Source organism: Nonomuraea mesophila, assembly GCF_004352805.1.
In the GTDB taxonomy this organism is placed as follows: domain Bacteria; phylum Actinomycetota; class Actinomycetes; order Streptosporangiales; family Streptosporangiaceae; genus Nonomuraea; species Nonomuraea longispora.
Window position 1 is genome coordinate 79025 of record NZ_SMLD01000017.1, and the last position, 13984, is coordinate 93008.

Annotated in this window: 16 protein-coding genes; 13 read left to right on the top strand and 3 right to left on the bottom strand. The window is 68.8% G+C overall.

Features of this window, described 5'->3' with window-relative positions:
* The first annotated feature begins 13 nt into the window (after positions 1 to 13).
* The 9 genes from atpB to E1295_RS09715 all read left to right on the top strand — a co-directional run bounded on the left by atpB (position 14) and on the right by E1295_RS09715 (position 7452).
* Entirely contained in the window at positions 14 to 814 is an 801-nt protein-coding gene (atpB, locus tag E1295_RS09675; RefSeq protein WP_342775853.1) for a F0F1 ATP synthase subunit A, read from the top strand.
* A gap of 69 nt (positions 815 to 883) precedes the next feature.
* Entirely contained in the window at positions 884 to 1123 is a 240-nt protein-coding gene (gene atpE, locus E1295_RS09680; RefSeq protein WP_132331967.1) for an ATP synthase F0 subunit C, read from the top strand.
* A gap of 29 nt (positions 1124 to 1152) precedes the next feature.
* Positions 1153 to 1704 (top strand): F0F1 ATP synthase subunit B, encoded by a 552-nt coding sequence (locus E1295_RS09685; protein ID WP_132629747.1) that lies wholly within the window; start codon positions 1153 to 1155, stop codon positions 1702 to 1704.
* A complete protein-coding gene (locus E1295_RS09690; RefSeq protein WP_132629749.1) occupies positions 1704 to 2513 on the top strand; it encodes a F0F1 ATP synthase subunit delta in 810 nt (269 codons plus the stop codon). The genes E1295_RS09685 and E1295_RS09690 overlap by 1 nt, the downstream gene beginning before the upstream one ends.
* A 24-nt stretch (positions 2514 to 2537) precedes the next feature.
* Entirely contained in the window at positions 2538 to 4184 is a 1647-nt protein-coding gene (atpA, locus tag E1295_RS09695) for a F0F1 ATP synthase subunit alpha (RefSeq protein ID WP_132629751.1), read from the top strand.
* Positions 4185 to 4187: 3 nt separating this feature from the next.
* Positions 4188 to 5090, top strand: coding sequence for a F0F1 ATP synthase subunit gamma (locus E1295_RS09700; RefSeq protein WP_132629753.1), 903 nt, complete (start codon positions 4188 to 4190; stop codon positions 5088 to 5090).
* A 1-nt stretch (position 5091) separates the two neighbouring features.
* Positions 5092 to 6540, top strand: a complete 1449-nt coding sequence (atpD, locus tag E1295_RS09705; RefSeq protein WP_132629755.1) for a F0F1 ATP synthase subunit beta — start codon at positions 5092 to 5094, stop codon at positions 6538 to 6540.
* 98 nt (positions 6541 to 6638) lie between these two features.
* A complete protein-coding gene (locus tag E1295_RS09710) occupies positions 6639 to 7040 on the top strand; it encodes a F0F1 ATP synthase subunit epsilon (RefSeq protein WP_132629757.1) in 402 nt (133 codons plus the stop codon).
* Between the two features lie 31 nt (positions 7041 to 7071).
* Entirely contained in the window at positions 7072 to 7452 is a 381-nt protein-coding gene (locus E1295_RS09715; protein WP_132629759.1) for a DUF2550 family protein, read from the top strand.
* Between the two features lie 27 nt (positions 7453 to 7479).
* On the opposite strand, the gene E1295_RS09720 is transcribed toward E1295_RS09715, so the two are convergent.
* Positions 7480 to 8070 (bottom strand): cob(I)yrinic acid a,c-diamide adenosyltransferase, encoded by a 591-nt coding sequence (locus E1295_RS09720; protein ID WP_132629761.1) that lies wholly within the window; start codon positions 8068 to 8070, stop codon positions 7480 to 7482.
* 131 nt (positions 8071 to 8201) lie between these two features.
* On the opposite strand from E1295_RS09720, the gene E1295_RS09725 reads away from it, so the two are divergent.
* The 4 genes from E1295_RS09725 (at position 8202) to E1295_RS09740 (ending at position 11747) form a co-directional block, all read left to right on the top strand.
* On the top strand, positions 8202 to 9095 hold the full coding sequence (locus E1295_RS09725) for an ABC transporter ATP-binding protein (protein WP_132629763.1): 894 nt from the start codon (positions 8202 to 8204) through the stop codon (positions 9093 to 9095).
* Positions 9092 to 10201: an ABC transporter permease gene (locus tag E1295_RS09730; protein WP_132629765.1), complete on the top strand. Its 1110-nt coding sequence runs from the start codon at positions 9092 to 9094 to the stop codon at positions 10199 to 10201. The genes E1295_RS09725 and E1295_RS09730 overlap by 4 nt, the downstream gene beginning before the upstream one ends.
* On the top strand, positions 10202 to 11347 hold the full coding sequence (locus tag E1295_RS09735) for a sensor histidine kinase (protein WP_132629767.1): 1146 nt from the start codon (positions 10202 to 10204) through the stop codon (positions 11345 to 11347). It abuts the gene before it with no gap.
* An 82-nt stretch (positions 11348 to 11429) separates the two neighbouring features.
* A complete protein-coding gene (locus tag E1295_RS09740) occupies positions 11430 to 11747 on the top strand; it encodes an STAS domain-containing protein (RefSeq protein ID WP_132509772.1) in 318 nt (105 codons plus the stop codon).
* Positions 11748 to 11872: 125 nt separating this feature from the next.
* Here E1295_RS09740 and E1295_RS09745 read toward each other — a convergent pair whose 3' ends face one another.
* Both E1295_RS09745 and E1295_RS09750 read right to left on the bottom strand, forming a co-directional pair.
* A complete protein-coding gene (locus E1295_RS09745) occupies positions 11873 to 12415 on the bottom strand; it encodes a TetR/AcrR family transcriptional regulator (RefSeq protein WP_246079946.1) in 543 nt (180 codons plus the stop codon).
* A 144-nt stretch (positions 12416 to 12559) separates the two neighbouring features.
* The coding region (locus tag E1295_RS09750; RefSeq protein ID WP_132629772.1) for an aldehyde dehydrogenase family protein at positions 12560 to 13984 on the bottom strand (1425 nt) is incomplete at its 5' end.

The following is a 13984-nucleotide window of genomic DNA, read 5'->3' on the forward strand; positions in this document are numbered from 1 at the left end:
AAGGGAACGCCGCGTGAATGCGCTGACGGTCCTCCTCGCTCCCGCTGGCGATCAATTCGGGGCGCCTACGCCAGAAGAGCTGTTCAACCTGCCCCCCATCATTCCCGGGGTCTACTGGTTCACCAAGCCGGTGCTGCTGGCCATCCTCAGCGCCGTCCTCGTGATCGGTGTGGCGTGGGCGGCCTTCGCCAAGCCCAAGCTCGTGCCGCGAGGCGTCCAGAACGCCGTCGAGCTCGGCTACATGTTCGTCCGCGACCAGGTCGCGAGGCCCTTCCTCGGCAAGGACGCCGACCGGTGGATGGGCCTGCTGGTCAGCGTGTTCTTCCTGGTGCTGGTCTGGAACATCATGGGCGTCGTCCCGGTGCTCCAGTTCCCCGTCGCCTCGCACATCGCCTTCCCGGCGGTGCTCGCGCTCCTCATCTACGGCCTCAAGGTCTACCTCGGCATCAAGCACCAGGGCGGCATCGGCTACTTCAAGAACATGATGTTCCCTCCGGGGCTGCCCAAGCCGATCTACTTCCTGCTGGCCCCGATCGAGTTCCTGTCGAACATGATCATCGCGCCCTTCACGCACGCGGTGCGACTGTTCGCGAACATGTTCGCGGGCCACATGCTGCTGGCCTTCTTCAGCATGGTGGGCTTCTGGTTCCTGTTCGAGAAGCTGACCCCGCTCGGTGCGCCCGTCGGCATCGTGGGCGTGGTGATGACCATTCTGCTCACGGGCCTGGAGATCTTCATTCAGTATCTGCAGGCGTTCCTCTTCGCGATGCTGGCCGCGATGTACATCGGCGGCTCGCTGCACCCGGATCACTGAGTAGCACAGACCGGCACAAGCCAGACCGGTGAGACTCCGCTCACCGGCCGTCCAGTAAAGGAAACAGTAATGAGCGTTCTCGCTGAGGTCTCCGGCAACGTCACCGCCATCGGTTACGGTCTCGCCGCCATCGGCCCCGGCATCGGCGTCGGCATCATCTTCGGTCAGGGCGTGCAGGCCATCGCCCGCCAGCCGGAGGCGTACGGCCTGATTCGCCAGAACATGCTCCTCGGCTTCGTCCTCACCGAGGCCCTTGCCCTGATCGGTCTCGTCGCGCCGTTCATCTTCCAGAACATCGGCGCGGCCTGACGATCCCCACCTGACGAAAGGCTGCACCCATGACTCTGGCAGCTAAGCTCCTCGCTGAGGATGGGGGAGCCAATCCCCTCATTCCGCACACGTACGAGCTCGTCGTCGGCATCTTCTCCTTCCTCGTCGTTCTCGTCGTCGTCGGCAGGATCCTCGTCCCGCGCATCCAGAAGACGCTGGCCGAGCGTACGGACGCCATCGAGGGCGGCATCAAGAGGGCGGAAGAAGCGCAGGCCCAGGCACAGGTCCTGCAGCAGGAATACCGCGACCAGCTGGCCGAGGCCAGGCAGGAGGCGGCCAGGCTGCGCGAGGAGGCTCGCGAGCAGGCCGCGCAGATCAAGGCCGAGCTCCGCGAGGAGGCCCAGGCCGAGGCCCGGCGTCTCGTCGAGGCCGCGCACACGCAGATCGAGGCGGACCGCCAGGCGGCCTTCGCCCAGCTCCGCACGGAGATCGGCCGCCTGTCGACCGACCTCGCCGGCCGCATCGTCGGCGAGTCGCTCGAGGACGAGGCGAGGCAGAGCCGCATCGTCGACCGGTTCCTTGACGAGCTGGAAAGCTCCAACGCGCAGGCGGTGCGTTAATGAGGGGCCTGAGCAGGACGTCGCTGGCCGAGGTCGAGGAGCGGTTCAACGCGGTGGCCGGCAGTGCCGACCTCGGCACGCTCTCCGACGAGCTGTTCGCGGTCGCGGACCTGCTCGACCGCGAGCACGGCCTGCGCCGTGCCCTGTCCGACCCGTCCAGGCCGGGCGAGCAGAAGGCGGGAACCATCCGCGCGCTGCTCGACGGCAAGATCAGCGAAGCGGCGCTGGCCACCGCCGAGACCGCGGTCTCGGCCCGGTGGTCGCGCGCCGGTGACCTGGCCGACGTGCTCGAACGGCTCGGCGTGGCCGCCGCGGCCGCGGAGGCGGAGAGCCAGTCCCGGCTCGACGAGGTGGAGGACGAGCTCTTCCGCTTCGGCCGCATCGTCGCCGCCAACCCGGAGCTGCGCCGGGCCCTCACCGACGCGGGCGCGCCGGAGGCGGGCAAGCAGGAGCTGCTGCGCGGGCTGCTCGACGGCAAGGTGGCCCCGACCAGCCTGCGCCTGATCAACCAGCTGGTGCTGCACCCGCGAGGACGTAGCCTGGAGACGGGCCTGGAAGAGGTCGGTCACCTGGTGGCACAGCAGCGCCGGCGCCTGGTGGCGGTGGTGCGCACCGCGGTCGAGCTGACCGACGCGCAGCGCCGGCGCCTGGTGGCGTGGCTGAGCACCTCCTACGGCCGTGACGTGCACCTGAACGTCGAGGTGGACAAGCGAGTGCTCGGTGGGTTCTCGGTCCGCATCGGCGACGAGATCATCGACACCACCATTGTGGGACGAATCGAAGAAGTCCGCCGCCGGTTGGCCGGCTAAGGCGAATAGGGAGACAGAGTAGAGATGGCGGAGCTTACGATCCGGCCGGACGAGATCCGGGACGCGCTTGAGCGCTTCGTCCAGGCGTACGAACCGGAAGGCGCCGCGCGCGAGGAGATCGGGACCGTCGTCGACGCCGGCGACGGCATTGCCCATGTCTCCGGCCTTCCCTCGGCGATGGCGAACGAGCTGCTCGAGTTCGAGGGCGGCACGCGCGGCCTGGCACTTAACCTCGACACCCGCGAGATCGGTGCCGTTATCCTGGGCGACTTCAGCGGCATCGAGGAGGGCCAGACGGTCCGCAGGACGGGCGAGGTCCTGTCCGTGCCCGTCGGCGACGACTTCCTCGGGCGTGTGGTCGACCCCCTCGGCAACCCGCTCGACGGCAAGGGCGCCATCCAGGCCGAGGGCTCCCGGGCCCTCGAGCTGCAGGCCCCCTCGGTGGTCCAGCGGCAGCCGGTGAAGCAGCCGCTGCAGACCGGCATCAAGGCGATCGACGCCATGACGCCGATCGGCCGTGGCCAGCGCCAGCTGATCATCGGTGACCGAGGCACCGGCAAGACCGCGATCGCGGTCGACACGATCCTCAACCAGCGCGAGGCCTGGGCGTCCGGCGACCCTGAGAAGCAGGTGCGCTGCGTCTACGTCGCGGTCGGCCAGAAGGGCTCGACGATCGCGCAGGTCAAGGCTCGCCTGGAGGAGGCCGGCGCGCTGGAGTACACCACGATCGTGGCCGCTCCCGCCTCCGACCCCGCAGGCTACAAATACCTTGCCCCCTACACCGGCTCGGCCATCGGTCAGCACTGGATGTACCAGGGCAAGCACGTTCTGATCGTCTTCGACGACCTGACCAAGCAGGCCGACGCCTACCGCGCCGTGTCCCTGCTGCTGCGTCGCCCGCCGGGCCGCGAGGCCTTCCCCGGCGACGTCTTCTACCTCCACTCAAGGCTCCTGGAGCGCTGCGCCAAGCTCTCCAACGACATGGGCGGCGGCTCGATGACGGGCCTGCCGGTCATCGAGACCAAGGGCAACGACGTGTCGGCGTTCATCCCGACCAACGTCATCTCCATCACCGACGGTCAGTGCTTCCTCGAGACCGACCTGTTCAACGCGGGTGTGCGCCCGGCCATCAACGTCGGCATCTCGGTGTCGCGAGTCGGTGGTTCCGCGCAGGTCAAGGCCATGCGCAAGGTCGCGGGCACGCTGAAGCTGTCGCTGTCGCAGTATCGCGACCTGGAGGCCTTCGCGGCGTTCGCGTCCGACCTCGACGCGGCCTCCAAGGCCCAGCTCGAACGCGGTCAGCGCCTGGTGGAGCTGCTCAAGCAGCCGCAGTACGAACCGTTCCCCGTGGAGCGGCAGGTCGTGTCGGTGTGGGCCGGCACCACGGGCGAGCTCGACGAGGTGCCGGTCGACGATGTGCGGCGCTTCGAGACGGAGTTCCTCGACTTCCTGCAGTCCTCGCACAAGGGCATCCTCGACACCATCCGCGAGACCAACGAGCTGACCGACGACACGGTGACCGCCCTCAAGGACGCCATCACGGAGTTCAAGAAGGGCTTCACCACCTCCTCGGGCGAGCTGCTGGTCAAGGACGAGCCGGTGGCGCCGCTGGAGGCCGAAGAGGTTGGCCAGGAGAAGATCAAGAAGGTCGTCCGTCGGGCGGAGAAGTAGGTCATGGGTGCCCAGCTAAGGCTGCTGCGGCGGCGGATCACCTCGGTCAAGTCGACCGCGAAGATCACGCGCGCCCAGGAGCTCATCGCCTCTTCACGGATCGTGAGGGCGCAGCAGCGGATGCAGGCGGCGCTGCCGTACGAGCGTGAGATCATTCGCGCCGTCACGGGCGTCGTCAGCAACGCGGCCAGCGTCGACCATCCGCTGACCGTGGCGAAGGACAACCCCGCCAAGGCGGGCGTCCTCATCGTCACCAGCGACAGCGGTTTCTGCGGCGGCTTCAACGCCAACGTCCTGCGCGAGGCCGAGGCCCTGCGCGGGTTGCTGGAGGGCCGCGGCATGGAGGTCGTGCCGTTCGTCACCGGGCGCAAGGGTGTCACGTGGCACACCTTCCGCCAGCGTGAGATGGGCGGCGAGTGGGTCGGCTTCTCCAGGAAGCCGGCCTACGCCGACGCCAAGGAGATCGCGCAGACGCTGATCGACTCGTTCAAGGACGACAACGGGATCGACGAGATCCACATCGTCTCGACCGAGTTCGTCTCCATGCTGACCCAGAACGTCGTGGTCAAGCGGGTCCTGCCGCTCGAGGTCGAGGAGACCGAGGCGACGGAGTCCACCGTGATCCCGCCCTACTTCGAGTTCGAGCCGACCGCGGGTGACGTTCTCGAGTCGCTGCTGCCGCGTTACGTCGAGTCCCGCATCTTCACGGCGCTGTTGCAGTCGGCGGCCTCCGAGGAGGCCGCGCGGCGGCGCGCGATGAAGTCCGCGACCGACAACGCCAACGAGTTGATGCGGCTGCTCACCCAGGAGATGAACCAGGCTCGCCAGGCGGAGATCACCCAGGAAATCAGCGAGATCGTCGGCGGGGCCAACGCGCTCGCTGACGCCGCAGCGGGGAAAGAGTGAAATGACTGCAGAAGCTGTGGAAACTGTGGAAGCCGCGGCGGCCGGCACAGGCCGCGTGGCCCGCGTCACCGGCGCGGTCGTCGACGTGGAGTTCCCCGTCGACGCGATGCCCGAGATCTACAACGCGCTCAAGGTCGAGGTGACCCTCGGCGGCGAGACCAGGACCCTGACCCTCGAGGTGGCCCAGCACCTGGGCGACAACCTGGTGCGCGCCATCTCCATGCAGCCCACCGACGGCATGGTTCGCGGCCAGGCGGTGCAGGACACCGGCGCCCCGATCTCGGTGCCGGTCGGCGACGTCGTCAAGGGCCACGTGTGGAACGCGCTGGGCGAGACGCTCGACGTGCCCACCTCGTCGCTCAAGATCGAGGAGCGGTGGGGCATCCACCGTCCCTCCCCGGCGTTCGACCAGCTCGAGTCCCGCACCGAGCTGCTCGTCACCGGCATCAAGGTCATCGACCTGCTCACCCCCTACGTGCAGGGTGGGAAGATCGGCCTGTTCGGCGGCGCTGGCGTGGGCAAGACGGTGCTCATCCAGGAGATGATCCGCCGCGTCGCCCGTAACTTCGGTGGCACCTCGTGCTTCGCCGGTGTGGGCGAGCGCACCCGTGAGGGCAACGACCTCTGGCTGGAGATGGAGGAGGCGGACGTCCTCAAGGACACCGCGCTCGTCTTCGGCCAGATGGACGAGCCGCCGGGCACCCGGCTGCGCGTGGCGCTGTCGGCGCTGACCATGGCCGAATACTTCCGTGACGTGCAGAAGCAGGACGTGTTGCTCTTCATCGACAACATCTTCCGCTTCACGCAGGCCGGTTCGGAGGTCTCGACCCTGCTCGGCCGCATGCCGTCCGCGGTGGGTTACCAGCCCACGCTGGCCGACGAGATGGGTGTGCTCCAGGAGCGCATCACCTCGACGCGCGGTCACTCGATCACCTCCATGCAGGCGATCTACGTGCCCGCCGACGACATCACCGACCCGGCGCCGCACAACGCGTTCGCGCACCTCGACGCGCAGACCGTGCTCTCGCGGCCGATCTCGGAGAAGGGCATCTACCCCGCGGTGGACCCGCTCGACTCCTCCTCCCGGATCCTCGACCCGCAGATCGTGGGCGAGGAGCACTACGCGGTGGCCCAGGAGACCAAGCGGATCCTGCAGAAGTACCGCGAGCTCCAGGACATCATCGCGATCCTCGGTATCGACGAGCTCTCCGAGGAGGACAAGGTCACCGTGCAGCGGGCCCGCCGCATCGAGCGGTTCCTGTCGCACCCGATGTACGCCGCCGAGGCGTTCACCGGCCAGCCGGGCGAGACCGTCCCGCTGGACGAGACCATCGCCTCCTTCAAGGGCCTGTGCGCGGGCGAGTACGACCACCTCCCCGAGCAGGCATTCTTCATGGTCGGTGGCATCGAGCAGGCCGTGGCCAAGGCCAAGGAACTCGAGCGCCGCTAAATCGCCCCAGTTGAAGGGCGAGCTCTGCGAGCCCGGACCTACGGTGGTGGTACGGCCGCCCGCCGTGCCACCACCTGATCGGAAAGGAACCTACACAAGTGGCGAAGCTACGCGTAGGGGTTGTCTCACCCGAGCGTGAGATCTGGTCGGGCGAGGCCGACATGGTGATTGCCAAGACCGTGGACGGCGAGATCGGTATTATGCCGCAACACGCACCTGTGCTCGGCGTGCTTGTCGAGGGCGGCGTGCTGCGCATCAAGCGGGAGGGCGAGGGCGATCTCGCGGCGGCCGTGCACGGAGGCTTCATCTCCGTGGCCGACGACGAGGTGTCCGTGCTCGCCGAGGTGGCCGAGCTCGGTTCCGAGGTCGACATCGCGGCGGCCCGTGACGCTCTCGACCGGGCCCAGGCCTCGATCGAGGCCGATCAGGAGGATGCCGACGCCGCGATCGAGGCCAAGCGCGCCAGGGCTCGGCTGCGCGCGGCGGGCGAAGAGGTCTGACACATATTCCAAACGGGGCTCAGGGGGCGGCATGATGGCGACGGTTGTAGTGGTCCTGGTGCTGTTCGCCGCCCTCGTGGTCCTGCGCTGGGTCACGCTGACCCGCTCGCGCGGCAGCGTGCCCTGTCGTCTGCGGGTGGGGGAGCGGGCCTGGCAGAGCGGCGTAGCCCGCTACGCCGACGGGGAGCTCCATTGGATCCCGCTTCTGGGTGTGCGACTGAGGCCGCGCCACGCGATCGCGAGGCGCGGCCTCGTCGTTTCTCCCCGCCGTGAGATCGATGGCGAGATGTTCGCGGTGGACCTCAGCGGTAGCACGCGGGGTGTGTCCATCGCGATGAGCGCCGACGCGCTGACGGGATTTCTCGCCTGGCTGGAGTCCGCGCCGCCGAGCGCCTACCTGGACGTCGCCTGAACCTGCTCCGGGAGGCGGCGTGGGTGGTCAGCGGGTGCCGCCGGGCTTCCAGAGGATCTCGTTGCCCGCGTGGGCGATCCGGCAGGCGATGAAGAGCAGGTCCGACAGCCGGTTGAGGTATTTCGCGGTCAGCACGTTCATGTCGTCGTGCGCCTGCAGCGCGGCCCAGGCCGTACGCTCGGCTCTGCGCACCGTCACCCTCGCGACGTGCAGCGCCGCCGTGGCGGGGTCGCCGCCGGGCAGGATGAAGCTACGCAGCGGCTTGAGGTCGGCGTTGAAGCGGTCGCACTGCGTCTCCAGCCAGTCGATGTACGACTGCTCCACCCGCAGCGGCGGGAAGTCGGGGTTCGCCACGACCGGCGTGGCCAGGTCGGCCCCCACGTCGAACAGTTCGTTCTGGACGCGTACGAGCACCTCCACCAGGTCGGCGGGCAGGGTGCCGTGCGAGAGCGCCACCCCGAGGTGGGCGTTGGCCTCCTCCACGTCGGCGTAGGCGGCGAGCCGGAGGTCGGTTTTCGGGGCCGGGCTCATGTCGCTCAGCGTGGTGGTGCCGTCGTCGCCCGTGCGGGTGTAGATGCGGGAGAGGACGACCGGTTTGTCCTTGTCGGCGCGCGTCATGGCCTCAGCGTACTCGTGACAAATGTCATCGACATCGTACGCGGGATCCACATCGGGCCCGTGATTTCGACGACTGGCTCCGAGAACCGGGAGAAAGCCACTATTGATCCCATGACGAAGGAGATGACCTGATGCTCGAGATCAACGAGCTGCGCAAGCGTTTCGCGGGCAGCCCCGGCTCCCCTGCAAAGATCGCCTTGGACGGGATCAGCTTCACCGTACGGCCGGGCGAGATGTTCGGGTTCGTCGGCGCGAACGGTGCCGGCAAGACCACGACGATGCGCATCGTGATGGGCGTGCTCCAGGCGGACTCCGGCTCGGTGAGCCTGCGGGGCGAGCCGCTCGGCCCCGGCGACCGGCGGCGCTTCGGCTACATGCCGGAGGAGCGCGGCCTGTACCAGAAGATGAGGGTCGGCGAGCAGATCGAGTACTTCGGCCGCCTGCACGGGATGAGCACGACAGCCGCCAAGAAGGCGGGCGACGACCTGCTGGAGCAGCTGGGGCTGACCGAGCGCAGGAACGACGCGGTGCAGGCACTCTCGCTGGGCAACCAGCAGCGGGTGCAGCTCGCCGTGGCTCTGGTGCACGACCCCGAACTGCTCATCCTGGACGAGCCGTTCTCCGGGCTCGACCCGATCGCGGTCGACGCGCTGGCCACGGTGCTGCAGGAGCGGTGCAGGGGCGGTGTACCGGTGATCTTCTCCAGCCACCAGCTGGAGCTGGTGGAGCGGCTGTGCGACTCCGTGGGCATCGTCTCGGGCGGGCGGATGGTCGCCGCCGGTACGGTGGCCGGCCTGCGGGCGGCCGAGGCCGGCGAGCTGCGCGTGGTCGTCAGGGACCCGGCTCCCGGCTGGGCGGACGGGCTGCCGGGCACGGTCACCGTCGACGGGGACCGGCACATCCTGCGCACCACCGGTGGCGACGACCAGGAGATCCTGCGCCGGGCCGTCAAGGCCGGGCGCGTCGAACACTTCGGGGCCGAGCAGCCGAGCCTCACCGACATCTTCAAGGAGGCCGTGGCGTGAACGGACTGATGCTGGTCGCCCGCAGGGAGATCGTGACACAGCTGCGGACCAAGGGGTTCGTCGTCGGCCTGCTCATCACGGCGGTGCTGGTGGCGGCGGTCTCGTTCGCTCCCAAGGTGCTGGGCGGCAACGACTCGTACACGCTGGGCACCGTCAACTCGCAGCAGCTCCCGCTGCAGGCCGCCGCGCCGGACACGACGTTCGAGTGGCGGGAGTTCCCCGACGAGAACGCGGCGACGCAGGCGGTGGTCGACGGCGACGTGGACGCGGTGCTGGTCAACGGCACCAAGGTGCTGACGGACGGTCAGATCGACGGCGAGCTCGGCGTGCTCCTGCAGAGCGTGAACCGGGAGGTCAAGCTGGGCGCCGCCGGGGTGTCCATCCCGCCGCTGCAGATGCAGTCGGTGGGCGCCGACACGCGGTACGAGTCGGCGCGCACGGGCATCGCCGTGGTGCTCGTCCTGGTGCTCTTCATGCTGATCATCGGCCAGGTCATGATGGTGGCCATGGGCGTGGTGGAGGAGAAGGGCAGCAGGATCGTCGAGATTCTCCTCTCCACCGTGCGGCCGTGGCAACTGCTCGGCGGCAAGATCGTGGGACTGGGCACGCTCGGTCTGATCAACATGGTCACGATCCTGGTCGTCGGGCTCGGCTCGGCGATGGCCTCGGGCCTCGCCACCGATTTCCCGCCCGGCATCCCGGGGCTGGTGGCGGCGGTGCTGGTGTGGTTCGTGCTCGGTTACCTCTTCTTCGCCGCGCTGGCGGCCGCCTTCGGGTCGCTGGTCTCGCGGCAGGAGGAGGTGGGCTCGGTGCTGACGCCGCTGACGATGCTCATCATGATCACGTACTTTGTCGCCTTCTACGCCACCAACGACGCGACGGGCACGCTGGCCACGGTCGTGTCCTACATCCCGCCGTTCTCGTCCATGGTCATGCCGGTGCGGATGGCGGCGACCGAGGTGCCGCTGTGGGAGGTGGCCCTGTCCATGGGGGCGATGCTCCTGGCCGTGCCCGTGGTGCTGGCCTTCGGTGCCAAGATCTATGAGCGCGCGGTGCTGCGGACGGGGGCCCGCCTCAAGCTCGGCGACGTGCTGCGCGCCAAGTAGATGGATCTGATCAAGCGGGCACGGCGGCTCACCTGGGTGATGATCGGCTCGGGCGTGCTGACGATGTGGGTGCTCATCGCCGTCTGGTCCGTGAACGCGCACGCGGAAGGCGTGCTGTCGTGGTGGCGGGCCGGCCCCGCGCTGCTCGCCACCGTCGGGTTCACCTGGCTCTACCTGCGCATGGCGGACACGATCCTGGACCGCCGCTACCCCACCAGGCAGGTGGTGGTGGCGGCGGTTCTCGCGTTGGCCGCGGCCGGCGCGGGCGGGGCGGACCCGATCGGCTGGGGTTTCGTGCTCGTGGCCTGGCTGGGCGTCGCCATGCTGGGCGTCTCCGTCCGTACGCTCGTCCTGCAGGTGGCCGGGACCTGGGTGGCCGGTGTCACGCTGGCCCTGGTCACCGTGCCTTCCGGCATGTTCGCCGACCGCGGGGTCGGCTACTACACCTTGCTCTACGGTCTCTGGTGCCTCATCCTGCCGCCGTCCGGCCGGGTGTGGCTGCTGATCTGGAGGCTGGCCGTGGAGGCCCATGAGGGCCGTGACGCGCACACGCGGCTGGCGCTGGCCGAGGAGCGGCTGCGCTTCTCCAGGGACCTGCACGCCACCGTGGGGCACCAGCTGTCGGCCATCGCGGTCAAGACCGAGCTCGCCGTACGGCTGTCGGACAAGGACGCCGGCGCGGCCAAGGCCGAGATGGCGGAGGTCAACACGCTGACCAGGAAGGCCCTCAGGGAGCTGCGCCAGGCGGTACGCGGCTACCGCGAGCTTGACTTGACCGCCGAGCTGAATAGCGTTGAAGGAGTACTCGAAGCGGCGGGGGTCCGCTGCGAGATGCGTCTGCCCTACCGCGAGCTTCCCGGCGAGGTGTCGCAGGTTTTCGCCTACGCGGTCCGCGAGGCGGTGACCAACGTGCTCAAGCACAGCGTCGCGACGTTCTGCCGCATCACGATCCGCTTCACCGAGGACGAGGCGGAGCTGGAGGTACGCAACGACGGGGTCGCCGAGCGCCAGGGTGACGACCTGGGGAGCGGCCTGGCGGGTCTGCGGGAGCGGCTGGCCGCCGCGGGCGGGACGGTGAACGCCCAGCCTGCGGAGGATGACGAGTTCGTGCTGAACGCAGTCGTGTCACTTCCGATACGTGGGTAGGAGAGGTGAGCGGGGGGTGGTCTCCGCCGGCGTGGTTCGCGCCGGCCGGTGACCTGCTCGCAGGCGTGACTGAGGAGGTGACATGCGCGTCCGGGGGAATCCGAGAGCCCAGGTGGTGCGGATAGGGGCCCGGCTTGACGCCGGTACGTCGGCGGGGGTGCGCGAGCGCCTGCACAAGGCTCTCGACACCGGTGAAGGCGACCTGATCCTCGATCTCTCCAAGCTGGAGATGATCGACGCGACCGGGCTCGGAGTGCTCGTGGGAGCGCATCGGCGCGCGCTGAGCGTGCAACGTCGCCTCGTTCTTCGGGGGGTGCCCCCGCGGATCATGCGGATACTCGCGGTGACCCGGCTGAATCGGGTGCTGCACGTGGAGGTTCCCGCTGCCGCGGTGGCCTGAGGTGACATATCGGAGCGGGCGACGATCAGCCGTCGCCCGCTCTTTCCTGTCGCCTACAAAATGGTGATTACGGCTGTCCGTGATACCGCTCGCAATCGTCGCGCTAAAGAGCAAGATATGCGGAGTCAGCCGGGGCCGAGACTGCGGTTGAAGATGTGCACCGCGACGGCGACGAGTTCGTCGATCGTCGGCTGGTCGTCGGAGAGCAGCCATTCGATGAGCAACTCCTGCAGCCCGCCAATGACGCCCAGCGCCACTAAGTGCCGATTCAGCGGGGCGGCCTGCGGGAAATCGGCGGACGCCTCCTCCACGAGCCTGGCGAACGAGTCCACCGCCCGCTGGCGCGACATGGCCAGCACGTCTCCCGACCTGCGCACCTCGACGTGCATGATGCGGGCCCGGCGCCAGTCGGCGGTGGCGAACTCGACATACGCGCGGATCCCCGCCTCGACCCGGCCCTCCAGCGTGGAGGGCGCCTCCTGCAACGCCTTGGCCACCACGGCCAGGCTTTCCTCCACGCAGCGTTCGTGCAACGCCTGGAGGAGCTCCTCGCGACCGCCGAAACATTCGTAGAAGGCCCGGTTCGAGATACGCGCCTCCGAACACAGCCTTTCGATGGTCGTGGCCGCGAAACCCGGTTTCGCGTATAGCGTGTACGCGGCCGTCATCAGCCGCTCCCGTCTGTCCGCCAGCCTTTGCTCAGCCGACATTCCCCGGTAAGACCGGTTCACATTCCACCCGTCCAACATGATCGTGGCCCCCAGAGCACACAATTATGGACGGATGATCGGTTTTGGGAAAGAGTGCGGCGATTATCTCTTACGTCGTCCGTGCAAGAACGTGACAAGCCTGATCAGCCGCTCAAGTTCCGCGGGCCCCCGTGAGAACGATGTCAGGTTCATCCCGGGCATCGCGAAGCGCTGCCGTGAGATCGCTTTGGGCCTGGCGAACTCGCGCAGACCGTCGGCTCCGTGGATCCGGCCGAACCCCGAGTCGCCCATCCCGCCGAACGGCAACGCCGGCACCCCCGCGAACGAGATCACCGAGTTGATGGCGGTCATCCCCGTACGCATCCTGCGGGCCAGCTCCGTCGCCCGCCGCGCGTTCCTGGAGAAGACCGTGCCGCCCAGCCCGTAGGACGAGGCGTTGGCCAGCTCCAGCGCCTCGTGCGCGTCGCGGGTGCGCCGCACGGTGATGGTCGGCCCGAACGTCTCCTCCCGCACCGCGGGGGAGTCCTCGGGCACGTCCTCCACGATCACCGGGTCGACGTACGGCGCCCGCACCGCGCCCGTGCCGCCGGCCACCAGGCGCCCCGACTTGGCGGCGTCGTCGATGTGCCGCTTGATGATGTCCACCTGGCCGGGCATCGTGATGGGGCCGTAGTGCTCGCCCGCCCGCACGTTCGCCACCCGCTCGGACAACTCGCGCATGAAACCGTCATAGACGGCGTCGACGACGTAGACGCGTTCGACGCCCACGCAGGTCTGGCCCGCGTTGGACATGGCGCCCCACAGGCAGGCGTCGGCCGCGGCCCGCAGGTCGGCGTCGGCGTCCACGATGAACGCGTCCTTGCCGCCGCACTCGGCCACGATCGGCGTGAGGTTCTCGGCGCAGGCCGCCATGACCCGTTTCGCCGTGGCGGTCGAGCCGGTGAACGCCACCTTCTTCACCCTCGGGTCGGCGGCCAGCGCCGCCCCCGTCTCGCCCAGCCCCGTCACGGTCTGCAGCACCGGGTGCTCCGGCATGGACTCCTGGAACAACTCCGCCAGGCGCACGCCGATGCCGGGGGTGAGCTCGCTCGGCTTGAACACGACCGCGTTGCCCGCGGCGAGCGCGTAGGCGATGGAGCCCATCGGGGTGAACACCGGGTAGTTCCACGGGCCGATGACGCCGACCACGCCCAGCGGCAGGTATTCGAGGGTGGCGGTCAGGTTGAGGCCGATCATGCCGGTGGCGACCCGGCGGCGGCCCAGCACCTTCGCCGCGTTGCGGGCGGCCCAGTCGAGGTGCGTGATGGCGAGGACGAGCTCCAGCGTGGCGTCGCCGACCGGTTTGCCTGTCTCCTCGTGCACCAGCCGGGCCAGGGGCCTGAGCTCCCGGGTGATGACCGCCTTGTGGTCGAGCAGCCGCCGCCTCCGCTCGGCCGCCCCGATCGCGGCCCACCACCGCGCGGCCTCATCCGCCCGCCCCACCGCCTCGCCCACGGCCTCGGGAGCCTGGTTGGGGTGGGTACCGAC

Excerpts from the sequence above, each read along its gene's own strand:
- atpE (WP_132331967.1), top strand. The coding sequence starts at position 884 with ATGAGCGTTCTCGCTGAGGTCTCCGGCAACGTCACCGCCATCGGTTAC.
- E1295_RS09685 (WP_132629747.1), top strand. The coding sequence starts at position 1,153 with ATGACTCTGGCAGCTAAGCTCCTCGCTGAGGATGGGGGAGCCAATCCC.
- E1295_RS09690 (WP_132629749.1), top strand. The coding sequence starts at position 1,704 with ATGAGGGGCCTGAGCAGGACGTCGCTGGCCGAGGTCGAGGAGCGGTTC.
- atpA (WP_132629751.1), top strand. The coding sequence starts at position 2,538 with ATGGCGGAGCTTACGATCCGGCCGGACGAGATCCGGGACGCGCTTGAG.
- E1295_RS09700 (WP_132629753.1), top strand. The coding sequence starts at position 4,188 with ATGGGTGCCCAGCTAAGGCTGCTGCGGCGGCGGATCACCTCGGTCAAG.
- atpD (WP_132629755.1), top strand. The coding sequence starts at position 5,092 with ATGACTGCAGAAGCTGTGGAAACTGTGGAAGCCGCGGCGGCCGGCACA.
- E1295_RS09715 (WP_132629759.1), top strand. The coding sequence starts at position 7,072 with ATGATGGCGACGGTTGTAGTGGTCCTGGTGCTGTTCGCCGCCCTCGTG.
- E1295_RS09720 (WP_132629761.1), bottom strand. The coding sequence starts at position 8,070 with ATGACGCGCGCCGACAAGGACAAACCGGTCGTCCTCTCCCGCATCTAC.
- E1295_RS09725 (WP_132629763.1), top strand. The coding sequence starts at position 8,202 with ATGCTCGAGATCAACGAGCTGCGCAAGCGTTTCGCGGGCAGCCCCGGC.
- E1295_RS09735 (WP_132629767.1), top strand. The coding sequence starts at position 10,202 with ATGGATCTGATCAAGCGGGCACGGCGGCTCACCTGGGTGATGATCGGC.
- E1295_RS09740 (WP_132509772.1), top strand. The coding sequence starts at position 11,430 with ATGCGCGTCCGGGGGAATCCGAGAGCCCAGGTGGTGCGGATAGGGGCC.
- E1295_RS09745 (WP_246079946.1), bottom strand. The coding sequence starts at position 12,415 with ATGACGGCCGCGTACACGCTATACGCGAAACCGGGTTTCGCGGCCACG.